25 protein-coding genes are annotated in these 22783 nt (G+C 46.6%); 18 read left to right on the top strand and 7 right to left on the bottom strand.

Annotation, left to right across the window (positions count from 1 at the left end; all coding sequences use genetic code 11):
- Window positions 1–182 precede the first annotated feature (182 nt).
- Window positions 183–767: an LOG family protein gene (locus tag AB3351_RS16725; RefSeq protein ID WP_371148292.1), complete on the bottom strand. Its 585-nt coding sequence runs from the start codon at window positions 765–767 to the stop codon at window positions 183–185.
- 183 nt (window positions 768–950) lie between these two features.
- Between AB3351_RS16725 and AB3351_RS16720 the strand changes: the two genes are divergently transcribed.
- From AB3351_RS16720 to AB3351_RS16710, 3 genes are all read left to right on the top strand, one after another.
- Window positions 951–1106 carry a hypothetical protein gene (locus AB3351_RS16720; RefSeq protein ID WP_371148291.1) on the top strand — a complete coding sequence of 52 codons (156 nt, stop codon included), beginning with the start codon at window positions 951–953 and terminating at the stop codon, window positions 1104–1106.
- 108 nt (window positions 1107–1214) lie between these two features.
- The gene (locus AB3351_RS16715; RefSeq protein WP_371148290.1) at window positions 1215–1742 is read left to right on the top strand and encodes a type 1 glutamine amidotransferase domain-containing protein; all 528 of its coding nucleotides are present in this window, start codon (window positions 1215–1217) and stop codon (window positions 1740–1742) included.
- A 97-nt stretch (window positions 1743–1839) separates the two neighbouring features.
- The gene (locus AB3351_RS16710) at window positions 1840–3147 is read left to right on the top strand and encodes a stalk domain-containing protein (protein ID WP_371148289.1); all 1308 of its coding nucleotides are present in this window, start codon (window positions 1840–1842) and stop codon (window positions 3145–3147) included.
- A gap of 52 nt (window positions 3148–3199) precedes the next feature.
- Here AB3351_RS16710 and AB3351_RS16705 read toward each other — a convergent pair whose 3' ends face one another.
- Window positions 3200–4780: an S-layer homology domain-containing protein gene (locus AB3351_RS16705; RefSeq protein ID WP_371148288.1), complete on the bottom strand. Its 1581-nt coding sequence runs from the start codon at window positions 4778–4780 to the stop codon at window positions 3200–3202.
- A 161-nt stretch (window positions 4781–4941) separates the two neighbouring features.
- On the opposite strand from AB3351_RS16705, the gene AB3351_RS16700 reads away from it, so the two are divergent.
- Window positions 4942–5082, top strand: coding sequence for a hypothetical protein (locus AB3351_RS16700; protein WP_371148287.1), 141 nt, complete (start codon window positions 4942–4944; stop codon window positions 5080–5082).
- 9 nt (window positions 5083–5091) lie between these two features.
- On the opposite strand, the gene AB3351_RS16695 is transcribed toward AB3351_RS16700, so the two are convergent.
- The 3 genes from AB3351_RS16695 to AB3351_RS16685 all read right to left on the bottom strand — a co-directional run bounded on the left by AB3351_RS16695 (window position 5092) and on the right by AB3351_RS16685 (window position 7371).
- Window positions 5092–5376, bottom strand: coding sequence for a hypothetical protein (locus AB3351_RS16695; protein ID WP_371148286.1), 285 nt, complete (start codon window positions 5374–5376; stop codon window positions 5092–5094).
- 122 nt (window positions 5377–5498) lie between these two features.
- Window positions 5499–6428 (bottom strand): DMT family transporter, encoded by a 930-nt coding sequence (locus tag AB3351_RS16690; RefSeq protein ID WP_371148285.1) that lies wholly within the window; start codon window positions 6426–6428, stop codon window positions 5499–5501.
- A gap of 73 nt (window positions 6429–6501) precedes the next feature.
- Window positions 6502–7371, bottom strand: coding sequence for a polysaccharide deacetylase family protein (locus AB3351_RS16685; RefSeq protein WP_371148284.1), 870 nt, complete (start codon window positions 7369–7371; stop codon window positions 6502–6504).
- Between the two features lie 154 nt (window positions 7372–7525).
- On the opposite strand from AB3351_RS16685, the gene AB3351_RS16680 reads away from it, so the two are divergent.
- The 9 genes from AB3351_RS16680 to AB3351_RS16640 all read left to right on the top strand — a co-directional run bounded on the left by AB3351_RS16680 (window position 7526) and on the right by AB3351_RS16640 (window position 16385).
- Window positions 7526–8878: a TrkH family potassium uptake protein gene (locus AB3351_RS16680; RefSeq protein WP_371148283.1), complete on the top strand. Its 1353-nt coding sequence runs from the start codon at window positions 7526–7528 to the stop codon at window positions 8876–8878.
- Window positions 8879–9012: 134 nt separating this feature from the next.
- Complete coding sequence (locus tag AB3351_RS16675) at window positions 9013–9465, top strand: hypothetical protein (protein ID WP_371148282.1); 453 nt, start codon at window positions 9013–9015, stop codon at window positions 9463–9465.
- Between the two features lie 17 nt (window positions 9466–9482).
- Entirely contained in the window at window positions 9483–9755 is a 273-nt protein-coding gene (locus AB3351_RS16670; RefSeq protein ID WP_371148281.1) for a hypothetical protein, read from the top strand.
- Between the two features lies 1 nt (window position 9756).
- The gene (locus AB3351_RS16665) at window positions 9757–11037 is read left to right on the top strand and encodes a glutathionylspermidine synthase family protein (protein WP_371148280.1); all 1281 of its coding nucleotides are present in this window, start codon (window positions 9757–9759) and stop codon (window positions 11035–11037) included.
- A complete protein-coding gene (locus AB3351_RS16660; protein WP_371148279.1) occupies window positions 11018–11455 on the top strand; it encodes a DUF350 domain-containing protein in 438 nt (145 codons plus the stop codon). Before AB3351_RS16665 ends, AB3351_RS16660 begins: the two co-directional genes overlap by 20 nt.
- Window positions 11456–11502: 47 nt before the next feature.
- Window positions 11503–12204: an ABC transporter ATP-binding protein gene (locus tag AB3351_RS16655; RefSeq protein ID WP_371148278.1), complete on the top strand. Its 702-nt coding sequence runs from the start codon at window positions 11503–11505 to the stop codon at window positions 12202–12204.
- On the top strand, window positions 12188–13843 hold the full coding sequence (locus AB3351_RS16650) for a hypothetical protein (protein WP_371148277.1): 1656 nt from the start codon (window positions 12188–12190) through the stop codon (window positions 13841–13843). The genes AB3351_RS16655 and AB3351_RS16650 overlap by 17 nt, the downstream gene beginning before the upstream one ends.
- 109 nt (window positions 13844–13952) lie before the next feature.
- On the top strand, window positions 13953–15167 hold the full coding sequence (locus AB3351_RS16645) for an ABC transporter permease (protein WP_371148276.1): 1215 nt from the start codon (window positions 13953–13955) through the stop codon (window positions 15165–15167).
- Window positions 15168–16385, top strand: coding sequence for an ABC transporter permease (locus tag AB3351_RS16640; RefSeq protein WP_371148275.1), 1218 nt, complete (start codon window positions 15168–15170; stop codon window positions 16383–16385).
- Between the two features lie 133 nt (window positions 16386–16518).
- Here the strand turns inward: AB3351_RS16640 and AB3351_RS16635 are convergent, their stop codons facing one another.
- Together AB3351_RS16635 and AB3351_RS16630 are read right to left on the bottom strand one after the other, a co-directional pair.
- Complete coding sequence (locus AB3351_RS16635; protein ID WP_371148274.1) at window positions 16519–17403, bottom strand: carbon-nitrogen hydrolase family protein; 885 nt, start codon at window positions 17401–17403, stop codon at window positions 16519–16521.
- 20 nt (window positions 17404–17423) lie between these two features.
- A complete protein-coding gene (locus AB3351_RS16630; protein WP_371148273.1) occupies window positions 17424–18047 on the bottom strand; it encodes a GNAT family N-acetyltransferase in 624 nt (207 codons plus the stop codon).
- Window positions 18048–18245: 198 nt separating this feature from the next.
- On the opposite strand from AB3351_RS16630, the gene AB3351_RS16625 reads away from it, so the two are divergent.
- From AB3351_RS16625 to AB3351_RS16605, 5 genes are read left to right on the top strand one after another with little or no spacing between them, the layout of a single operon-like run.
- Window positions 18246–19010, top strand: a complete 765-nt coding sequence (locus tag AB3351_RS16625; protein ID WP_371148272.1) for an IclR family transcriptional regulator — start codon at window positions 18246–18248, stop codon at window positions 19008–19010.
- Window positions 19010–19753: a 5-oxoprolinase subunit PxpB gene (pxpB, locus tag AB3351_RS16620; protein ID WP_371148271.1), complete on the top strand. Its 744-nt coding sequence runs from the start codon at window positions 19010–19012 to the stop codon at window positions 19751–19753. Before AB3351_RS16625 ends, pxpB begins: the two co-directional genes overlap by 1 nt.
- Window positions 19744–20742, top strand: a complete 999-nt coding sequence (locus AB3351_RS16615; RefSeq protein WP_371148270.1) for a 5-oxoprolinase subunit C family protein — start codon at window positions 19744–19746, stop codon at window positions 20740–20742. Before pxpB ends, AB3351_RS16615 begins: the two co-directional genes overlap by 10 nt.
- 29 nt (window positions 20743–20771) lie before the next feature.
- Window positions 20772–21536, top strand: a complete 765-nt coding sequence (locus tag AB3351_RS16610; protein ID WP_371148269.1) for a LamB/YcsF family protein — start codon at window positions 20772–20774, stop codon at window positions 21534–21536.
- 49 nt (window positions 21537–21585) lie between these two features.
- A complete protein-coding gene (locus AB3351_RS16605; RefSeq protein WP_371148268.1) occupies window positions 21586–22776 on the top strand; it encodes an NRAMP family divalent metal transporter in 1191 nt (396 codons plus the stop codon).
- The last annotated feature ends 7 nt before the right edge of the window (window positions 22777–22783 follow it).

Below are 22783 nucleotides of genomic sequence, written 5' to 3'. Positions count from 1 at the left end.
TTGCCGTTAGTGTGTCTTATTGTATCATATCCCTATTATCTAGACGTACTACCAACACGCTACGATGAAGAAGGCTTATACCTCCTTTTTCCTTGTATTACCACTTGTATGCGGTTCTATTGAGTGGGAATGCATCCGCAAAAAAGAAGCTAACCATATTTGAGGCTAGCTTCTTCTATATATCAGGCTTCTGATAGTTCACTCCATTTATTTGTCTGTACTGGAGGCTGATATTCGTGCAAACGCTGTAGAAGTACTGCTGGATCGCTTTCACAAATAAGCAATTGGGCATGTGTATCTGGAATAAAGCCAGCTTCCACACCGTTGCGTACCATCTGCATTACGGGTTCATAGTATCCTTCCACATTCAGAAGGCCGATCGGCTTATTATGGATGCCAAGCTGTCCCCAGCTTACAACCTCGAATACTTCTTCTAATGTTCCGTAACCGCCGGGAAGTGCGATAAAGGCGTCAGAGAGCTCCCCCATCTTTGCTTTTCTCGCATGCATGTCCGCTACCTCATATAGTTCTGTGAGTTCGGTATGTACCATTTCGCCGCGAAAAAGACCGGTAGGCATGACGCCGATTGCTTTTCCGCCAAATTGTAAAACGGTATTTGCTATACGTCCCATCAAGCCGATTTTTGATCCCCCGTACACTAGCTCGATACCTTGCCGGGCCAGTTCATGTCCAAGTGCTTCAGCCATGCATTCGTACTCCGGTTTTCTACCAACATTTGAACCTGCAAACACACAGATACGTCGCATTGTCGTTCTCCTTTTGGGATGTAGTTGTCGGAAATCAATTCCGTACTCAGTTTAAAATATATGGATAGAGAAAGTAAAGAGAGGTGCGGTGTATGAATAAGTTGGCGTTTCGGTATACGTATTCATGGGTAAAAAATGGATACAAGTAAGCAAAATAGTTACCTACAGAAAGAAGGGATGAAGATGGACGACCGTAAAGTTGATGTAGAGAAGCGTACTGTACACAAGACAGAAAACGGAAGCATGGTCGGTGCTACGTTCATCAAGTATGCCGCCTACATTATTATCTTCTTCGGTTTCTTATATTTTCTCGTAAATTATGTGTTCCCGATGTTTTAGGATTTGGGAGAGACTATCCGCAAAGAAAGACAGGCTCTACAGTCTTTTTTACGAAAGATTGCGGGGATGCCTGTCTTTTTTGTATACAATAAATCGGAGGTGCTTGTTATGCGTTTACAAGGCAAAAAGGTGCTTAGTCTTGTCCATCATGAATTCGAAGACTTGGAATTGTGGTATCCGATTCTGCGTCTGCAAGAGGAAGGGGCGATCGTACATCTGGCAGGCGAGAGAGCAAAGGAGAAATATACGGGTAAATATGGAGTTCCAGCAGAGTCTGATTATGCATTCGATGAGGTCGATCCTAAAGAATATGATGCGCTGCTGGTACCGGGTGGCTGGGCGCCGGATAAGCTGCGTCGTTTTCCGGATGTGCTCGCCCTTGTTCGTCATATGGAAGAAAATAAGAAGCCGATTGGACAGATTTGTCACGCGGGTTGGGTATTGATCTCAGCTAAAGTACTACAGGGAAAAAAAGTTACCAGCACACCGGGCATTCGTGATGATATGGAGAATGCTGGGGCCGAATGGCTGGATGAACCGGTTGTAATTGACGGTCATCTCGTCTCAAGCCGCCGCCCACCGGATCTCCCGGAATATGTAAAAGCTTTTGCTGACGTATTGGCAGGCGCAAAGTAAATAGAAACGCAACCTTCCATTTTTTAGTGAGTCTATTTTAGTGAGTCTTTTCTATCAAAAAGAAAAAGCTCACTCTAAGATTAGCCGGGAGGTTGCGATGAAAAAAGGAATCGTATCTTTATTAGCTTGTGCATTCGTAGTAGGTAGCGGCTTTGCTCCTATCTCTACGGTACAGGCTGCAAGCTCAAGTATATCGGTTACAGTAGATGAGTTACCAGTAAAAATGGACGTTCCTCCAATCATGAGAAATGACCGCACATTTGTGCCGATCCGTGCTGTAGCCGATGCACTGCATGTTCAGGTAGGATGGGATCAAAAAACGCGCACAGTTACACTTACAAATGAGGAAACAAAAGTAATAATGAAGGTGGGAAGCAAGACCGCTACCCGGAATGGTGAAGAGTTTACGATGGAGCTTGCCCCGATTGTTTATAAGGATCGGACGCTTTTACCGCTTAGGGCCGCAGGAGAAGCATTGAATGCTCGTGTAGATTGGCAGCAGAAGATACGTACTGTACGGATAATCTCTGCTCCAAAAGCGATGAGCGTTCTTGCCTACTATGCTCAGGGTTCGGTAAAGGGAGGTACAAATAGCTGGCCGGAAGTGTTCGGCGTAGCGTACCCGAACAAAGCAAAAGGAAATACGGACCTGATTAGTGATGTTGCTTTTGGCTGGTATACGTTGGGAGAACAGGGAGAGCTTAAGACCGCCGATACCGTAACTGGTTACAATCGCCCGCAGGGCTTCGAGGATGCGGTGAGCGGCATGAAAGAGTATAGTATCTCACCTGAGATGATGGTGTATGCAACCGATCGACCGGTGAAAGGAACACCAGGCGCATTAACGGCCCTGCTGCAAAATGAAGCCTTAGCAAAACAAACGGCACAGCGGATTGCACAGGAAGCTGTACAACATTCATTTGAAGGAATTCATATTGATTTTGAAGAGCTGGGGCTTCGTGAAAGCGGAGCGCAGTTAGAGCAAGTGAGAAGCTCGTTTACCCGCTTTGTGCGGCTGCTTGATGAGGAATTGTCAAGCAGTGGTGTCCGGTTGACGCTCAGCCTGCACCCGTTAAATGGCTCTTATAAGGCATATGACTACAAAGCGCTTGGACAATTGGCTGATCGCATCGTAATCATGGCGTATGAATACAACCCTTCTGGTGTACGTCAGCCCGAGCCGATTGCGAAAGTAATGGAAGCGGCTCAAAAAGCGAAAGCACAGGTACCGAAAGAGAAATTGCTGCTCGGCATTATGACGCTAAATGAAACACCGCAGACCGTATTGGCAAAAGTAGGTGTAGCCAAACGTGAGGAGCTTGCAGGCATTGCCATCTGGCGACTGGGTGCAAACACTGCGCCAATGTGGGGAGTCTTCCGTGAGACAATTGCACCGAAAAAGTAGCAGGATAAATAAAAACAGAGGGACGGCTTACTTATGCCGCTCCTCTGTTTTTTTATTTACCGAATAGATCGAGTTCATCCATCATATTATAGACAAGCACGCTGGCTTCAGCGACTGTCAGCTTGTCGTGCGGTTTAAACAGCCCGTTACTTCCCTGCATGAACTTCTTCTTGGTCAGCGCTTCGACATGAGGAACCGCCCAGCCAGAGACGGAAGCATAATCCTGATAATCTTTCTTTAATTTTTCTTTAGATTTCGTCATATCGCTATATGTAGGAACTTTCAAGTCCATAGCGCGGGAGACGAATACGGCGGCTTCTTCCCTTGTCAGCGGCGCTTCTGGTGCCATGACGTTACCAAGTACACCAGACGTTTTCCCCTGAACGAATCCGTTTTTAACGGCGCTCATCAAGTAGCCTGTGCCGTCATAGCCGCGCAGCGCTTTACCGTACGTTGATTCCGTCACATCTACAAAGTGACCGTTATATTGGACGGGCTTTAATCCCTTAGCCCGCGCCAGCATCATCATGAAGTCAAACCGGGTGATTTTTGCATTTAAATCCTTCAGTAGGCGTCCATCATATAAATACATATCAGGCTGAATGACACCTTTGTAGGCAAGAGCCAGCACATACGGCTTCGACCAGTTGTTGACCATATCAAGCTTGTATGTCTTATACATTACGGCAGCAGCGTATTCACCGAATTGATCGATGGATGCCTCTACTGTGCGGCTTTTGCTGTTAATTTTACCGCCGACCGGAATCCATTTGCCATCCTTACGCTGAAGGATGGATACGTTGTGCAGAGCCCCATCGACTGAGATGCCGGAATCATACATAAGGCGCAGCGTTCCGTCCTGACTTGGGCGAGTGATACTGCGTTCGTATTTATCGGTAATTGTATAGCTTTGGCTGACGAACATATACTCTGACGTGTTGGCCGGGCGCGGATTAACGGATATAAGAATATCCTGCTCCGGCAGAACTGTGCTTATGGTTGGGTCATTGATATACGTATCTTTTGGGAAGTCGAGTTCAAGCCGCTTTTCGAACATCGTGCTTTTTCCAGCCTTGAAGCTTGTATAGAATTTCCCGCCCTCTTTATCGTTTTGGTAATACATCAGATCAATGTTAATGCTTACCCGTTGTTTGCTCCCGTCTCCATGGTAGATCGCAGGATTTTTAGTTTTCGCCTTTGTAGGGGAGATGAGGTTTTCGATAGCGATGTTCACCGGGAACGGACCGGTTTTATCTTTTCCCGTCTGGTAATTCCGAATGGTATAGATATAAGAATTATCATCAAGCAACACCATGCCTTTATCGACAGAACTCATCGCTTTTGGGTCCTTATAATAGACATGCACGTGAGAAGGATTGACTCGCTTGGCATATTGAATCGGGTCACGCCGATGGTAAGTGTTTTGATAGTCATACCAAAGCAACTCAAAGCTGATTTGATCGACAATATTAGTTGTTACATTTCGTTCATCCGGTGTAATGAGCTTGATAATAAATCCGTAATTCGGATCATAGAAGTAGAATTCTCCATTTTTTTCTTTCATCTGGGCATAGGAAGCGAATGGAAAGGCAAGGGTGCACAGTAAAAGAAGGATCAGTGATTTACGGAGCAATCTCCTCACTCCTTTTCTAAGAATTTTTCTCTTTTATTTATCGGAAAAAAGTTGTTTAACTATAAATCTAGTGTGGTAAATAATTGTGTTACAAAAAAAAGCAGCAAAAGTCGCATAGGCATTGGCAGAATTCATACAAACGTAAGGGGAGACAGCAACATATGAATCATCGTAAGCGCGCTGCTACTGTTACAAAGGAAAACGCCGAAAAGTTCGTTGAAGAATACTTGCCTAAAATTATTGCCCGTTTAAAAAAAGAAGGGAAACTTTCTGATATAGAGCGTAAAAAACCGGTCGAATAACGACCGGTTTTACTTTTTTATCAGGCCATTTTCAGTCTCGGTGAAATTCTCTTTAATAAAAGTATCCACGTACGCTTTTGTAAAATGAGGGAGAAGCGTATCATATATTTTTTTCTTTGAGATCGGCGAGACTAGCTTCGGTTGAATGGGTAGATTCTTCTTACTAATAGAAGAAGCATAGGGCTGTTTATATGCTTGTACCGCTATTTTTGCTGCTTCCGCCTGTGTGCCGGAAGATAATACAGCCGCAAAGACGATACAACCAGACACTATGTATGTGTGTAGTTTTCTCATGATCGTGCACGAAACATTCCTTTCTATTGTTTTCGTACCGTATCAAGCAGCAATCTTGCTGTATACACTGCTCAGTACCTACACATATATTACTATAATTTTAAAAAAGTGTCAGGGCCTAATTAGCCTATGTTTCGCTTCTGTCGAACGGCCTTCTCTATTGATGCATGCACCATACGGGTAGAGATATAGACGCCGAATACGACGAATAGCCCGCCGACTGCCTGGTACCACATGATATGCTCTCCGATAAATACAATGGCGAATATGGCCGCGAATACGGGAATGAGATTCAAAAATACACCAGCCTTGCCCGGGCCGATCTGTGCTACGGCGGAGTTCCAGGAGATGAAGGCGACGATGGAAGCAAATACTCCGGTATATAATATGGTGGCTATGGAGCCGAAGGACCACATAGCGGGTACTTGTGCGACGAACCTTTCATAGACGAAGAAGGGAAACAATATGCCAATCCCAAGAATGATGCATAATAAAAATGTGCTGTAGCCCGGCAGGATGCCGTTGTATTTTTTGACGAGAACAGAGTAGATGCTCCAGCAGATTAAAGCTGCGATAACAAGTATGTCTCCTATGTTGAAGGAGAAGGTAAGAAGTGACGCGAATGAACCCTTAGACAGTATAAATAGAACCCCGGCCAGGGATAGAATAATTCCGATGGTTTGGTTGCGGTTCAGACGTTCGCCAAGGATCAAGAATGAAAGAATGCAAATAACGATAGGTGTAGATGAATTAACAAGCGAAGCATTAATGGACGTTGTATAGTGTAGCGCGATATAAAGAAACGTATTGAATCCGACGACGCCTGTAAGTGCCATAAGAATGACCACGGGCATCCTAGCACGGAGAAGCGGCCATTCTTTATGCAGTTTTGGCCATGCGAATGGAAGGAATACTAGAAAAGCCGTACACCAGCGAAGGAATGAGAGTGTGTACGGCGGTAGGCTTTCCGCAACGGCCCGTCCGATTACAAAGTTTCCACCCCAAAGCACATTTGCAAGAACAAGGAGGACATAGGGAGAGACGCGTGTCATAGAACAGTTCACCACTTTTCTCATTTTTTACTAGTATATAACATTTTGTGTCTCTCTCCCAATGTGAAAGTAGCTAAGAGGCAGAAGCGAACTGATAGGTGAATGATTGGGCCGTTATAATATCAAATGAAAATCCCTGTTTGACAAGCCCTTCAATAATGGCGGGCAGCGCTTCGACGGTCGTAGTCTTAACCTGTGAGTCATGCATAAGTATGATGGCTTTTTGTTTGTTCTTACTGCCTTGAAGTACGGAGCGAACGATCATCTCACGGGACTGTAAGATGCGTGAAGCGTCTGTAGAGTCTACATTCCAATCGAAGTATTGGTATCCTTTTTGTTTCATTTCGCGAATGAGTGTCTGCATGATCGTGCGGCCCCCATACTTACGGCTGACATGGTTGTTGGAGCCGCCAGGAAATCGGGTGATGGTAGGCGTAAGACCGGTAGTGCTGTGAACAAGATTGCGAATCCGGGTAAAGTCATTATGAAAAGCGGCAGGGGAAGCATAAATCTTCCGGTAGTCATGTGTATAGGAATGAAGGCCAATGGCATGTCCCTCTGCCACAATACGTTTGTACATCTGCTTGCCCGCTTCTGTTTCGTTGCCGATCACAAAGAACGTAGCTTTTACCTTGTAGCGCTGCAGAATGGAAAGTACGGCGGCCGTATTAGTAGATGGACCATCGTCAAATGTGAGATAAGCGATTTTTTTCTTTGGATCAGCTTGGCTTTGCGGTTTTGATTTCTTAATATGTTCAAGTTCTTCCTGGGCTTTTTGGTATTCAATTGTAAGCAGTTCTTTTTCTTTTTGAAGCTCTTCATTTTTCTGCGATAGCCGTGTGAGCTTTTGTACTGTGTCTTGATAAGCATGGGCCTGAACAGAAGCATATACAAGAAATAAGAGAAAAAAGACGATGCTGGCAGTAATGGTTCCTTTGATCATTCTCGCCTCCTATGCGCACAATACTGTACCGGAATTTCTATAAATATGTATGTCGGCTATAAGGCGCTCATGACGGGAAAGAAAAGTGGTTTGACAACCGTGTCCGAAACACGTAAGATTCATCCTAATGTATGCGGAATAAGGAGTAGAAAATATGCTGCGAAAGAAACTATATCGATTATCTCCCATTCAAATCATTGTGAGCTCTTATTTTATCTCGATTATTGCTATTACCGGACTTTTAATGCTGCCGATTAGCTTGAAGCCAGGCGTAAACCTCTCGTTTATTGATGCCTTGTTTACTGCCTCAAGCGCCGTCAGTGTCACAGGTCTCACCACAGTAAGTACTGTTGATACGTTTAGTCGATTTGGCTCATTTGTGCTCATCTTTGCTTTTCAATTGGGTGGTATAGGCATTATGACCTTGGGTACGTTCATTTGGATTGTATTGGGTGCACCCATTGGGCTTTCGCAGCGCAGGCTTATTATGATTGATCAGAACCGTTATAACTTATCCGGGCTTGTGCAGTTGATGAAGCTTGTACTCGGTATGGCTTTGTTATTTGAAGCGGTAGGCACTGTTGTTTTTACCTTGTATTTTTACTTTGCCGGGTATTACGATACTCTTCCTACGGCTCTTTATTACGCGTTTTTCCATGCGATCTCCACATACACGAATGCCGGATTTGATCTTTTCGGCAATTCATTGCTTGATTACTCACATGATTACTTTGTGCAGGCAATGACGATGCTGCTCATTATTCTTGGAGCAATCGGCTTTCCGGTGCTTGTTGAGGTAAGAGAATATCTTTTCGGCGGGCATCAGCGTTTTCGTTTTTCACTATATACGAAGATTACGACTGTCACCTTTGCAGTTTTGCTTGTGCTCGGTACGATCGGCATTTGGGTTATGGAGAATTCGCGCTTTTTAGCTGGCATGGTGTGGCACGAGAAGTTATTTTATTCACTTTTTCTTTCGGTAACAACACGAAGTGCCGGATTAACGACACTTGATCCTGCCGAGCTAAGTGAAGCAAGCCAGATGTTCTCCTCCATTCTGATGTTTATTGGAGCAAGCCCATCTAGTGTGGGCGGTGGGATTCGGACAACGACGCTGGCGGTGATGATTCTTACGATCTTTACCTTTGCGCGGGGGCGTGAAGAGGTGCGCATATTCAGACGGTCGCTGCGGCCGGATGATATTAAGAAGAGCTTTGTGTTTTTCTCAACGGCAGTCTTCTTGGTGGTCGGCGGAATTATGGTGGTCATGATAGCGGAGGGACAGAAGTTTAGCCTAGTGACGATTATCTTTGAGATATGTTCCGCATTCGGCACATGCGGATTATCTACCGGGATTCCGAGCGAGATGACGTCTGTCAGTAAGATTACGCTTGCTGTATTGATGTATATCGGTCGCATAGGTATGATGCCGTTTCTTTCCATATTTATTTCCGGCAAGTCTAAGGCTGACATTCATTATCCGGATGAAAAAATCATTATCGGCTAAATTTCGTAGGGCAATAGGCGCTTAGTCTATGCCCTTTTTTCCTGACTTAATTACTAAAAAAGGGAAATGCAGTAACTTTTTGTTGCGAATATCCGTAGAAAGAGGAAAATAAAGAAAGGAAAAGGAGGGAAATCATGGCGAGGCTTGAATATCGAAAGCTTGATGAAGCAAACGGCTTTCCTGTCCTGTACTACTATGATTTGATTGACAAAGATGAAATCTCACTTCGCTTTGCCTGCGATTATTTCATAAAAGACGGTACGGTGTATGAGAAGACATCCTGTGCGATAGAGTCTTCCTGTTATGTGATCTATGTACAGATTGCAGAAGATGAGAGAGTTGTCGAGCAGCCCGCCGCACCGCCGCGCCGTCGAAGCCTGGGGATTATGATGGAGGTGCGCGAGTTTAAAGAGGATACGATACATTATCCTGTTGTCTGTACGTATACATTTAAGGATGATGATGATGCCATTCTGTACCTGCAGAGTCAATTCCTGTACATATATAACCGGGAATGGGAAAAGACATCGACTGAAATCGACGAGGACAGAGGTGTCTATGTATATTATGCGCAGCCGACCGCATAAGAAAGGAGGACAGAAGGATGGGAGAGACCGTACATAAGAAGAGTCGAGCCAAAAAGGTGATGAGTCTATTTATGGCAACAGCGCTTGTTACGGCGACTGCGGGCTGCTCATCAAGCGATGAGTGCTATGACAATGACAATGACGGCTACTGCGATGATGACGGGAGTGCGCATAGCGGCTCGTATGTAAGGGGAAGCAGCGGACAGAAGCTGTTCCAGAAGAAGACCGGAATCTCCAGTGGTTCCAAATCTAAAGGCGGCATTGGTAGTTCGGGTTGGAGCAGCAGTTAAGATGGCGCAGCTTACAGATTACAATAAGCGTCGGCAAGCACTGTATGGTCCGCTTCGGGCCGAAGGTGTCTTTACCTGGGATGTCATGTATGAAGAAGAATACGCCGTAGCTGATATACACCAGATTACGGTGGAGGAACGTCGGGAATTAACGGAAGCGACGGAGCGGTTGGGCCATGTTTTTGCACGTACGGTATCCGTGGTGCGCCGGGCAAGTACAGAGCTGTTGGCTGAGCTTGGGATTCCCCAGGCGGCTTGGGGGGCAATCCGCATTGCTGTGTGGGAAGAGGTGCCTACAGTTATCGGGCGTTTTGATTTTGCAAAGACGCCATCAGGCTGGAAGATGCTTGAGCTGAACAGCGATACACCAACAGGAATCGTAGAGGCTTATTATGTTAATGAGCGGGCCTGCCAATTTTTTGGCATGGAGAATCCGAATCATGGCATGGAAAGTCATATTGCCGAAGCATTCCGCATGATTATAAGCAAATACAGAGAACAAGGATACCCAACAGATCAAGTGGTATTCAGTGCGTTGGATTGGCATGAAGAGGATGCAGGCACGGCGAAATATTTGCTCGCGCAATCGGGTCTTTCAGCGTCGTTTGCCGCGCTGAAAGATCTGAGAGTGCACGACGATAGACTCTGCCGGTTGATGTCTTCTGGAGAGCATGCCCCGATTGATGTACTGTACCGGCTGCATGCCCTAGAGAAGCTTGCAGAGGAGACCGATGAAGATGGATATCCGACCGGGGCTCATGTGCTCAATATTATTGCTCGCGGGAAGCTTGCTGTCATCAATCCTCCAACCGCGTTTATCGCCCAGACGAAAGCTTTGCAGGGGCTTATCTGGAGCCTTTATGAATCGAATACATTTTTTACAGAGCAGGAGCGTGCGACCATCAAAAGCTATATGCTTCCTACATATTTTGAGAACCGATTCGCCGGACACAGTCCGTATGTTGCAAAACCGATTTTCGGGCGGGAGGGCGGCGGCGTGACCCTGTATGATTCACATAATCAAATAATAGAGAGGGATCAGGAAGCTTTCTACTGGGATCAGCCTATGATTTATCAAGAGATGGCAGAGCTTTCTCCTATTATGATAGAGACGCTCAAAGGTCCATACCAAGGGCATCTGCTGTGGGGCTCGTTTCTTTTCGGTGACCGGGCATCAGCAATCGTAGCGAGAGTTGGCGGGAGAATTACAGGTAATCTCTCCTATTATTTGCCGGTAGGAATTACAAGAGAGGGGAATGTGCATGGCAATGCAGTGGGATAACATTTTGAATTTTTTAGTTTATCTGGCGGTTACCCTTCCGCTGCTTGGATTTGGCATGCTGGTGTTTCTGTTTACGACACCATATAAAGAGTATGCCTTAATTAAAGAGGGTGCGGATACGAACGATCCGCAGAAGAAGTGCGCTGCGGAAGCAGCCGCACATGACTTAGGCGGTAAGCTTGTCGGCCTTGCGATTGTGCTGGCATCGGCCATCTATCACGCCGTAAGTATTTGGGACCTTGTAATATGGGGTGTCATCGCAACTGTATTCCAGGTGTTGGTATTTTATTTATTTGAGCTAATTACGCCGTTTCGCGTTGTATCCGAGATTCCGAAAGGCAATGTATCTGTGGGTCTTTTTGCCTCTAGGCTAAGCATTGCTTGTGGTCTATTGATGGCGGCGCTTATTAGCTATTAAAATAATCTGGTTATCTTGCCTAGGAGAGGAGAGAAATAGAAACCACCGTGTTTATTACCATCCGTGAGATCAGCAAAAAGTACGGGTCTAAAGCCGTATTACAAAGCGTCAACCTAGACATTGAGAAGGGTGAGATGTTTGGCATTGCTGGAGAGAATGGAGCAGGGAAATCGACGCTGCTCTCAATCATTGCCTCTGTTAGCAAACCAAGCGCAGGCGAAGTGCTCATTGACGGTATATCTGTTCAGAAAGGCGGAAGTGCAGTAAAGCGACGCATTGGCTATGTTCCACAGGAGCTGGCGCTGTACCCTTCACTGCGCGGTATTGATAATCTGTCTTTCTGGGGAAAGATGTATGGCGTCAGGGGCAAGGAATTAGCGCTGCGCATGGATGAAGTCATGGATATCATCGGCTTGCGTGATAGAATCAGAGAGCGTGTCGATGCGTATTCCGGCGGGATGAAGCGCAGGCTGAATTTGGGTGTGGCACTGCTACATCAACCTGACTTGCTTATTCTTGACGAGCCGACTGCCGGTGTGGATGTAAGCTCTAGACGGCAGATTATTCAGGCGCTAAAGGAGATGAGCCGACGAGGCTGCACCATTCTCTACACAAGTCACCATCTAGAAGAGATAGAGGCGTGTGATCGGATTGGGGTTTTACAAGGCGGAGAGCTTCTCGCCGTAGGCACAGCACAAGAGGTTCAACATCACTTGAGAGGGGAACAATTACATGGTAGCAAAGAGTAAATTACCGATTATTATTGGTTTAGCCGTCGTATTGGTAGCGGCGGTTGGGTTGTATTCAGCGTATGCATTCTTTGATGTATTCAAAAGCAACAAAACGATTTATCTTGAGACTGAAGCGAAAGAAATGCAGAACTTTTCCAAAGTTTTGGAAGACTATGAGAAAACGTATGATGAATATGCAAAGCCCTATTTAGAAGGCGGCCTGGAACAAAAGATGGAAATTGGCAATGTAACACTTGATATGCAGGCATCTGATCCACAGATGGCAAAAATATTGGAAGTGTTAAAGGACGTAAAGATCGTCTCGGAATCAAAAGTTGATGATAAGAACAATAAAAACTATGGAAAAATAGATATTAATATAAAGAATAACAATCTACTTGGCGCTGAATTCTTCTATGATGCTGAGAAAGTGGGATTCGGTGTTCCGGTTATATACAATAAATACGGCTACTTCAACTGGAAAGACAAAGCGCTTATGGAGCAAAAGTACGGTCTAACGGGCATTCCGGAGCGCATACCTACAACAAAGGAATACATTGAATTATTCAAAATACCACGCGCAGAGCTCGAGCCGGTTATGGCTGAGTATGCGAAGCTGTACGCAGACAGTATTCAAGATAAGCAAGTGAGTGTAAATAAGAATGCGTCTTTTGAAGAGCAGGGCGTAAAGCTTGATGCCAAACAAATTACCGTAACATTTACCGAAGCAGAGTATAAGCAGCTGCTGAAGAAGATGGTTGATAAGATTTCAAAAGATGAGAAGCTGCAGGATATCCTTTATCCGCGTTATGAGAAGCTAGTCGAGATGTCAGCTACCGGAGCGCCTGAGGATTTACCGAAGCTGTCAAAAGAAGAGTTCAAAAAGAAATTTGCTGATTTCAAGAAAGATGCTGATCGCTCAATCGATGAAGAGGGCCTTAAAGACGGTCTGAAAATGATTGTGTTCGCTGACAAACAAGATAACATTCTCAGCAGAACGATTGAAACAGAAGACAAAAAAGCCGGAAAAAAAGGCGTAGTTAAACTTGCAAGCTTCGAAGATAAAGAAGGTAAGGACCATGTCGTATTTGATGTGGTGATAACCGGTTCTGGCAGCGACGATGGAAATGTGAACATCGCTTATGTAAACAAAGAAGAGGGCGAGAATAACAAAGGTAATGTAAAATTCACGTTCAAAGATAAAAATGCCGGAAACGATATGGTAATTGATACCGCATTTACGACAACAAAAGAGAGCGGCAAACAGACACAGGACATGAAAGTGAATATTAAAGATAACCAAGATGCCAACTTCCCGCCGCTCACGTTAACATGGAAAGGTACCACAACGGATAACGATAAAGACAAAACCCGCAAAGCGGATTACAAGTTTGAATTTGTCGGGCCACAAGATGATCCGAGTATGCCAAAGAAAATCACCTTCGATGTAAAGAGTGATGAGAAATTTAATGTAGCTTCTATAAAACTGCCGGAGTTAAATGCGCAGAACAGCGTAAATCTGGCTACAGTAACCGATCAGCAAATGATGCAGATCCAGCAAGAAATCCAAAACGGCGGGATGCAGTTCATGATGAAGAACATGGCGCTGTTCCAACAGTTGGGCATTATTCCACCTAATGCAGGGATGATGCAGTAAGTGTGTACGAATTAAGGAGGGAAGGGGTCTTTATGACTCCTTCCTGTCCTTGTATATAGGGCTGAATCAAGATATGGATGGTAAAAACGCTAAGGGTGGTTTTACTACGGTGCGATTACTAACATTGCTTGCCAAAGAATTGACACTATACCGGCGTGACCGAGCAGCAATTGCTCTGCTTTTGTTGCTGCCGATTTTCTTTATCTGGCTATTTGCACAGGTATTATCTCCTCACTTGTTTACGAGCCGTTATAGCCAGGCCTTTCACATCGCATATGTGGATGAGGACAAGACATTCAATACGAGAATGATTACCCGACAGCTCGAAGAATTAGATTATATGAAGGGCTTCATTACCGTACACAAAATTGAAAAGCCGCAGGCCATGACGATGCTTGCGGATAATCAGATTGCAGGTGCAATTATTATTCCGAAGGGGTTCACCGCGAGTCTGTACAGCGGAGACAATTACCCGGTCACATTCATCGGTAACCGTGCACAGCAGGAGCAGGCAGACCAGATGAAGAATCAGCTCATTAGTGCGATGAATGACCTGTCTGCCGGACAGAGCGGAGTCAAAGCTGTCTGGCATGCGGCCAGGGATGGCGGTGCCACGCCGCAGCAGTTGGATCGGGTCATGAAGGAAAGCGTGATGGACTTCATGTTGCAGGCGCTTGGGCGCAATGAGATTTATGAAGAAATCACCCTTACTTCTATTCCGCAGGTACGCTTTCCGGAATACTTTACTGCGGCGTTAGCCGTCGTATTTGTTAGCTTTCTCGGGATTCGAGGCAGCCGCTCATTGGCTGAAGAAAAAGAGCTGGGGATGCTTGAGAGGTTCCGCTCAGCTCCGTTTGGCATGTGGCAGGTATTTGCCGGGAAATTCCTTGGTATGTTTCTGATTTTGTGGCTGCAGACAGCCGTGCTTGTAATTGGAGCGAGCCTATTGTTCGGCAATTATATGGGAGGGCAGCCTACTTCATTTTTGCTCGTTTTTACGACTACGGCTTTTGCCGTAGCGGCCTGGGCGTTCCTGCTGGCGGTGCTTGGTTTATTTTCAAGAGGCGTGGAGCTTCTAGGCTATGTGGGAACGTTTTTTCTTGCCATCATCGGCGGCAATATTTATCCGCTCCATACTTTATCGGACAGCCTGCAGACAGCAAGCGAATGGACGTTTACACGCTGGGCGATGCAGGGGATGCTCAAGCTGTTTTCCGGAGATGATTCGCTGTCCGCCTGGCCGGAAGCAAGCATGCTGCTTGTTATCGGCGGCGCGCTGCTAATAGTCTCTGGAGCGCTCGTTCCGCTTGTGAGGAGGAAGTAAATGTACGCGATATTACAAGTGATTATGCTTAGGCTGCGTTTAATGCTGCAGGATCGGATATTTTTGTTTTTACTGCTGTTGTTTCCCTTCGTCTTTGTCTTCATTCTTCATGCGACGCAAAGCTTTGAGAAGCAGCCGATTATTCCGGTTGCGGTGGCGGATGAGGATCAGAGCGACTATTCTAAACTGATTGTAGAACGCTTTGCTGCAAAAGAAGGGATTCGTGTGCATAAGGTGAGTCGCGATGAAGCATACCGTCTTACAGAGAACTATAAGGTAGAGGCAGCCTTCGTTATTAAGAAGGGGTTACAGGAAGCCATCATAGATGAAGATACAGATGAGACAGTAGAGATGCTGAAGAACCCCGGCTCCTTATCATATGGGATTCTAGGTGAGATGCTTGGAAGTGAAGTAATGCGGCTATCTGCAAATACCGGAGCTGCAAATCGTGCAGAACAGCTGTATCAGTTGTATGGATTGACTCCTCCTGCTGCCGGATCGTTATGGGAGCGTGTCTTTGCCTATGCGGACGCTCAGTGGGAACCGGAGCCGTTAATGACAATCGAATATAAAGAAATGACAGGCGGTGGTCTGCAGAATGTAACCCGGGTGACGAATGTATCGAATGCGGCGCTGACCGGCATGGGAATGCTGCTGGTATTTGTCCTGCTTTTCGTCATGCTGCACAGTCGCTGGCTTCTTGAAGAACGAGATAACGGTACGCTAAAACGGATCATCTCAGCGCCCGGGATGTTGTGGAAATTCTATGCGGGCAATATTGCGGCGCTGGCGCTGCTTTCTTTATTCCTCATTGGCGTATGCGCTGTGCTCGCCCGTTTTGTATTCGGTGCTTCCCTTGTATTTCATCCGCTGCAGTATGTGCTGCTGGCGGCCTATACGTTTGCGGCAATAAGTCTTGGGATGCTTTTTTCAGCCTTATTTAGAACAAGCAGGCAATTGGAGACCGGTGCGCCGCTGCTTGCTTTGTTAACCGGATTTGCGGGTGGATGTTTTTGGCCGTTTCTGCCGCTTGTAGGCATGGCTAAGATCATCGCATTGTGCACGCCACAGGGCATAGCTCTTGCGGCGATGAAGCCTCTTGCGGCGGGAGATGTGCAGTGGAATGCTGTTGTGCAGCCGCTCTTACTTCTGCTTGGATTTGGCATCATCGTATTTGCTTATAGCTTTTACCGAATCCGCAGGCAGGCAGTCTCCTAAAGCAAAATAGAGCTGTCTAAAAACCTCTTTACGAGTAAAATGTACACATAATAAAAAGCCAAGAATGTTGATGTAACAGCATTCTTGGCTTTTCCTTTTTCAAGGTTTCGGCTGAAGCCCCATGTCTAGTTTATTAGCTTTTGGCGACAGTCGCCGCGTCTGCGTATTTAGCGTATACTTCCGGGCGACGGTCTTTAGACGGGAAGACTTGGCCGCGCTCGCGGTTTTCCTTCAGCATCTCCATATCGATTTTACCTGTCACAACTAAGCTTTCGTTTGTTTCTCCGAGCGCTAGCGTACCCTCAGCCGGGAACGGATAATCGCAAGGGGCGAAGATGCCCGCTTGACAGTAGCCAGAATCGATTTGTGGAATATGCGGCAGATAGCCCACCAGTCCGCTTAATGCGACGAATATTTGATTTTCGACAGCGCGTGCCTGCGAACAGAATCGCAGTCGATGATACCCGTGTGCCGCGTCCGTGAAGGAAGGACATAGAATGATATCTGCGCCCATGTCGGCAACAGCGCGAGCACTTTCTGGGAATTCGATATCATAGCAAGTGAGGATGCCGACACGCCCCACTTCTGTATCTTGCACGGAAAAACTGTCCCCGGGAATTAGATTCCAGCGAGCACGCTCTTCCGGGGTAAGATGCACCTTATTTTGCTGTACATAGCGTCCGTCAGGAAAAAAGAGGAATGCGGCATTTACAAAGCCGTCTCCCTGCTTCGTGATATGGGTGCCTGCTTGAATGGTGATTCCTGTCTCTTTGCTTAATGCTTGAAAGGTTGAAATATACTCATCCGTAAACGAATCGATGAATTGGCAGGCTTCAAGATGATTCAGGACAGGAGAGAGTGCAAGCAATGTGCCGGTGAGATATTCCGGAAAAACAATCAGCTTACTTCCGTCATCGATTGCCTGCTTCATGTGTTGAGCTACCTGTCGCCAGAACTCCTCCTTGGAATTCAAAGGTCCGATAGCATATTGTACAACCGAGATGGCTGAAATCGTCAATTCTATCAACTCCTATCCTGTCAAAGTTTAACGATGGGATTCCCCCACTCTACCAGAACGGCTTTGTTTTGAGATTCCTCATCTTCTACATATTGATCCAAAATTTGAAGCGGTGTAAGTCCTTGCTTTATCATAAACGAAAGTACCATATCATAGATTTCTTCGTTTGTCACGCGCCTTACATATTCGTCAGCGTCCATGTCATGGGCATACCGATGAAAGCCGGGAATACGGCATCCGGCGACAAAACGTTTCAGACCTAGATGCATGACAAGTTTTTTACGGGCTTCATACAGAGCCTTTGCTATACCTTTACCACGAAATGAAGGACGTACACATATATCGATACCATATAAGCTATCGCCATCAGGGCTATGACTTCCGCGGATATAGCCGTCGTCCGCTACCTCCGCCCATGTATGCGGGCTGCCATCATAATGAATGATAAGAGACGTGGCCGATCCAACAATTTTTCCATTCCACTCGGCCACCATGGCACCTTCAGGAAAGCTGTCGATGTGTGAAGCAATCTGCTCGCGGCTCCACCATAGCTCTTCGGGAAACGGAGGAGGAAAGGCTTCGCGTTGTATGTCAATCAATCCATCAAAGTCTTTTAACGTATATGGGCGGACAGTAACAGTCATTACACTTCTCTCCTTTCATTTACGTGGTGGTATGGCCATGATGTATTGCCATTATTATAAAGTGTTCCGTTCTTTGCCAACAACTCCCTATGTAGCAAAATGAATAAAAGTCTTGTTTTTTTATTCAGATAATTTTATGATAACAGATAAAATAATGTTTTCGGAATTATAGTTCCGAAATTCGGAACGGAGGAGCGTGTGAGCGGAAATAAAACGGTCATAAAATCACTGAGTATTCTTAAGCTATTCTATTTTCACCATCAACTAACTTTTCAGGAGATGGTCGATTTATCCGGTATGCCAAAGACATCGGTTCACCGACAGGTAAAAGCCCTAGAAGAAATGGAGTTTCTTACACGGGATCAGGAAGGGAAGTACACGCTTGGCCTTATCTTCCTTGAACTGGGGCAGTTGGTATCCGAGCGTCTTGATATTCGACGTCTGGCCCTTCCTTTGATGTGTAAGCTGCGTGACGAGATGAAGGAGGCTGTGAATCTGATCGTTCGTGAAGGAGACGAAGCGATTTATATTGAAAAAGTCGATACAAACAATCCAGTTCGCCTTTATACGAGGGTAGGCCGTCGAACACCGCTGTACGCAGGAGCTTGTTCGCGTATTCTGCTTTCTTATATGTCTGAAGAAGAAGTGGAACACTATATGAATCAGACGGAATTGAAAGCGATTGCTGCTGGAACAATTACCGATCGTGCGCGTTTACGGGAATCGATTGCCGAAGTAAAGGCCAACGGCTACTCCGTTAGCTATGCTGAACTCGAAGATTATTCGGCGGCGGTGGCAGCTCCTATTTTTAATCATCGGGGTCAAGTGGTAGCCGGTATAAGCATGGCCGGGCTGGAAGCTCATTATCAGGGTAAGAATCTACCGTTGTTAGTTGAAAAGATTAAACAGACAGCCAGGGACATTTCACGTCAGCTTGGCTATAAAACAGAAATGGATAGGTGATGAGGATGAAGATATCGCCGCTTGGCGACGCCGCTGCGATAATCGAAGTCGGGAAAGAGATCTCTGAAACCGTTCAACGCAAAGTAAAAGCGTTATCGATGCAGCTCGAATTAAAACCGGTTCCCGGTATGATAGAATATGTCCCCGCGTTCACAACGGTGACAGTGTTCTATGATCCGTATGGTGTACTTCAAGAAACCGGTGTGCGCTTGGCGAAAGAGCGTACAGAATTTATTTCGCCGTTCCAGAAAGTGTGCGAGGCTTTGGAGCAGGTAATAGCAGCAATAGGGGATGATATGACCGCATCTTTGCGTACGGTAGAAATCCCCGTATGCTATGGAGAAGAATTCGGACCGGATTTGGAATTTGTAGCTGAGCATAATGGCATGACCCCCGAAGAGGTGATTCAGATCCATAGCGGCGCTGAATATCTGGTCTATATGATCGGTTTCGCTCCGGGCTTTCCGTATCTCGGCGGCATGCCGGAGACGATTGCTGCTCCACGCAGACCGTCGCCCCGTCTGGCAATTCCTGCTGGATCGGTTGGCATTGCCGGGCAGCAGACGGGTGTCTATCCGATTGAGACACCGGGTGGATGGCAGTTGATCGGAAGAACGCCCTTATCGTTGTTTGTTCCGGACAGTGATCCGCCAACGTTGCTTGCAGCCGGTGACCGAATCCGGTTCCGGGCCATTTCCCGGCAGGAGTACGAGGAGTGGGGGGAGGATGACAGATGCGGATAAAGGTACTGCGTCCCGGATTGCTGACGACTATACAGGATATGGGACGGTATGGATTTCAGCAGCATGGAGTAATTGTAAGCGGCGCGATGGATACATTTGCGATGCGTATGGCGAATTTGTTGGTGGGCAACGCAGAGGGAGAGGCGGTGCTTGAGATTACACTGCTTGGCCCGAAGCTTTTGTTTGAAGAGGATGCTCTTATTGCAATTTGCGGTGCGAATATATCACCGGAAATAAGCGGACAGCCGATCCTGCAGTGGCGTCCTGTCTATGTGAAGAAAGGCAGCGTGCTAAATTTTGGTAGTTGCGTATTCGGCTGTCGGACGTATCTGGCAATAGCAGGCGGCTATGCGGTGGAGAAGGTGTTAGGAAGCCGCAGTACATATTTGCGTGCAGGGCTTGGCGGGTACTGCGGTCGGGCCTTAAAAGAAGGAGATGTATTGGAGGCTGGTTCGCCCTCTGAATGGAGCATACAAAAAATGCGGAAGCTGGCCGATCGGGGAGAAGCAGCATCTGCTCCTGGCTGGAGCATTAGTGTGGATGTATTTCCGCAATATGACAATAACCCAACTGTACGTGTGCTGCGCGGCGCCCAGTTTGACATGTTTACGGAAGAGAGCAGACAGGCGTTATTTGCTGAAGCGTTTCAAGTAACGCCGCAATCCGATCGGATGGGATACCGTTTTACAGGGCCGGTACTTATGTTATCGGAACCGACGGAGATGATATCGGAATCGGTAGCTTCAGGTACGATTCAAGTACCGCCAGGCGGGCAGCCGATTGCCCTGTTGGCAGATCGTCAGACGGCGGGCGGCTATCCGAAGATCGCTCAGATCATCTCGGCAGATCTTCCGGTTATTGCTCAAGTAAAGCCCGGCGACAGCGTTCGCTTTACGGAAGTATCCCTTGAAGAAGCAGAGGTGCTGTATGTGGCACGTGAGATGCAGATTCAGCAGGTTAAAAAGGGCATTGCCCTGCGATATTCATAAACATCGTGGCGATAAAGGAGGAAACAACTATGTATCGTGTAGACATTAACTGTGACATGGGAGAGAGCTTTGGCGCTTATCGCATGGGAGCTGACGAAGAGATTCTATCATTTGTTACATCAGCGAATATTGCCTGCGGATTTCATGCGGGTGGGCCGTCCGTAATGCGCCGCACAGTTGATCTAGCGCTCGAGAAGGGGGTTGCGATCGGCGCGCATCCCGGCTTGCCAGATCTAGAGGGATTTGGACGACGTAATATGGACATTACGCCGCAAGAAGCCTATGACATGGTCATCTATCAGGTTGGTTCCTTATACGGTTTTGTTAGAGCGTCGGGTGCGCGGATGCAGCATGTGAAGCCGCACGGTGCGCTGTACAATATGGCGGCCAAAGACAGTGCTCTCTCTGAAGCCATTGCGGAGGCGATCTATAAAGTAGATCCGGAATTGATCCTTTTCGGACTCTCGGGCGGTGAATTGGCCAAAGCAGGAGAGCGAATCGGTCTTAAGACCGCTCATGAAGTATTTGCGGATCGCACTTATCAGATCGATGGTACGCTAACTTCACGTAGAGAGCCCGATGCATTGATTACGAATACAGAAGAGGCGGTACGGCAGGTGGTTCGTATGGTGAAGGAGCAGAAGGTTTATACCATGCAGAAGCAGGACATTGATATTAAAGCAGATACCGTATGCATCCACGGTGATGGCATGCATGCGCTTGAATTTGCCAGAACGATTCGAGAATTGCTTTCACAGGCCGATGTGTCTGTACGAGCTATAGGGGAATCGTAAAATAAAGCTGTACGATTATAAAGCACGGCATCATGAAGGGAGATTCAACATGGACAAAAAAAGCAATCTCAGCGTTTTGCTCGGCGCTGCATTCCTGATGGCCACATCAGCAATCGGGCCGGGCTTTCTTACACAGACAACGGTATTCACAAGCCAATTGGCAGCAAGCTTCGGCTTTGTAATTTTAATGTCGATTATTTTAGATATCGGTGCACAGATGAACATCTGGCGCATCATCGCCGTATCGGAGAAACGGGCGCAGGATATTGCCAATATGGTGTTCCCGGGCCTCGGTTATATTCTCGCTTTTCTCATTGTTATTGGCGGTCTGGCCTTTAACATCGGAAATGTCGGGGGTGCCGGGCTTGGTGTGAATGTATTGTTCGGTATCAGTCCAGAGATGGGCGCGTTGCTTAGTGGGATTATTGCGATTCTTATTTTTGTTATCAAAGAAGCGGGCAAAGCGATGGATCGCTTTACGCAGATTGCAGGCTTCGTTATGATCGGGCTGACGGTATATGTGGCGATCACCTCACAGCCGCCGCTTGGCGAAGCGGTTGCCAGAACGTTCGTGCCTGAGAAGATTGATATTCTGGCAATTGTTACATTAGTTGGCGGTACTGTTGGCGGCTACATTACATTCGCAGGTGGCCATCGTCTATTAGATGCAGGAATCAAAGGAAAAGAGGCCCTGCCTGATGTAACCAAAGGCGCCGTCTCTGCCATCGGTATTGCTTCCATCATGCGGATTGTACTATTTCTGGCGGCGTTTGGTATTGTTGCGCAAGGCCTTACGCTTGATCCGAAGAATCCTCCGGCATCCGTATTTCAGTTGGCGGCAGGAAATGTTGGATACAAGATTTTTGGAATCGTGATGTGGGCCGCAGCGATTACTTCCGTTGTTGGTGCTGCATATACATCGGTCTCATTCATTCGGACATTCAGCCCGACGCTGGAGAAGTATCACCGGGCCATTATTATATCTTTTATTGCCATTTCGACATGTGTGTTTGTCTTGATCGGTAAACCAGTCAAAGTTCTGGTGCTTGTTGGTGCACTAAATGGTCTGATTCTTCCGCTTTCTCTAGGGATAATGCTGGTGGCTGCGTACAAAACAAAAATTGTGGGCGATTATAAACATCCGGCTTGGCTGACGGTATTCGGTGTAATTATCGTTGTCGCGATGGCAATTATGGGGGGCATTACAATGGTTAAAGAGCTTCCAAAGCTGTTTGTATAAAGAATTC

The organism is Aneurinibacillus sp. REN35 (genome assembly GCF_041379945.2).
Lineage (GTDB): Bacteria > Bacillota > Bacilli > Aneurinibacillales > Aneurinibacillaceae > Aneurinibacillus.
This window is presented reverse-complemented; position numbering and strand designations above follow the sequence as displayed.

Coding starts and splice junctions, on each gene's coding strand:
- AB3351_RS16725 (WP_371148292.1), bottom strand. CDS start 767: ATGCGACGTATCTGTGTGTTTGCAGGTTCAAATGTTGGTAGAAAACCG.
- AB3351_RS16720 (WP_371148291.1), top strand. CDS start 951: ATGGACGACCGTAAAGTTGATGTAGAGAAGCGTACTGTACACAAGACA.
- AB3351_RS16715 (WP_371148290.1), top strand. CDS start 1,215: ATGCGTTTACAAGGCAAAAAGGTGCTTAGTCTTGTCCATCATGAATTC.
- AB3351_RS16710 (WP_371148289.1), top strand. CDS start 1,840: ATGAAAAAAGGAATCGTATCTTTATTAGCTTGTGCATTCGTAGTAGGT.
- AB3351_RS16700 (WP_371148287.1), top strand. CDS start 4,942: ATGAATCATCGTAAGCGCGCTGCTACTGTTACAAAGGAAAACGCCGAA.
- AB3351_RS16695 (WP_371148286.1), bottom strand. CDS start 5,376: ATGAGAAAACTACACACATACATAGTGTCTGGTTGTATCGTCTTTGCG.
- AB3351_RS16690 (WP_371148285.1), bottom strand. CDS start 6,428: ATGACACGCGTCTCTCCCTATGTCCTCCTTGTTCTTGCAAATGTGCTT.
- AB3351_RS16685 (WP_371148284.1), bottom strand. CDS start 7,371: ATGATCAAAGGAACCATTACTGCCAGCATCGTCTTTTTTCTCTTATTT.
- AB3351_RS16680 (WP_371148283.1), top strand. CDS start 7,526: ATGCTGCGAAAGAAACTATATCGATTATCTCCCATTCAAATCATTGTG.
- AB3351_RS16675 (WP_371148282.1), top strand. CDS start 9,013: ATGGCGAGGCTTGAATATCGAAAGCTTGATGAAGCAAACGGCTTTCCT.
- AB3351_RS16670 (WP_371148281.1), top strand. CDS start 9,483: ATGGGAGAGACCGTACATAAGAAGAGTCGAGCCAAAAAGGTGATGAGT.
- AB3351_RS16665 (WP_371148280.1), top strand. CDS start 9,757: ATGGCGCAGCTTACAGATTACAATAAGCGTCGGCAAGCACTGTATGGT.
- AB3351_RS16660 (WP_371148279.1), top strand. CDS start 11,018: ATGGCAATGCAGTGGGATAACATTTTGAATTTTTTAGTTTATCTGGCG.
- AB3351_RS16650 (WP_371148277.1), top strand. CDS start 12,188: ATGGTAGCAAAGAGTAAATTACCGATTATTATTGGTTTAGCCGTCGTA.
- AB3351_RS16640 (WP_371148275.1), top strand. CDS start 15,168: ATGTACGCGATATTACAAGTGATTATGCTTAGGCTGCGTTTAATGCTG.
- AB3351_RS16630 (WP_371148273.1), bottom strand. CDS start 18,047: ATGACTGTTACTGTCCGCCCATATACGTTAAAAGACTTTGATGGATTG.
- pxpB (WP_371148271.1), top strand. CDS start 19,010: ATGAGGATGAAGATATCGCCGCTTGGCGACGCCGCTGCGATAATCGAA.
- AB3351_RS16615 (WP_371148270.1), top strand. CDS start 19,744: ATGCGGATAAAGGTACTGCGTCCCGGATTGCTGACGACTATACAGGAT.
- AB3351_RS16610 (WP_371148269.1), top strand. CDS start 20,772: ATGTATCGTGTAGACATTAACTGTGACATGGGAGAGAGCTTTGGCGCT.
- AB3351_RS16605 (WP_371148268.1), top strand. CDS start 21,586: ATGGACAAAAAAAGCAATCTCAGCGTTTTGCTCGGCGCTGCATTCCTG.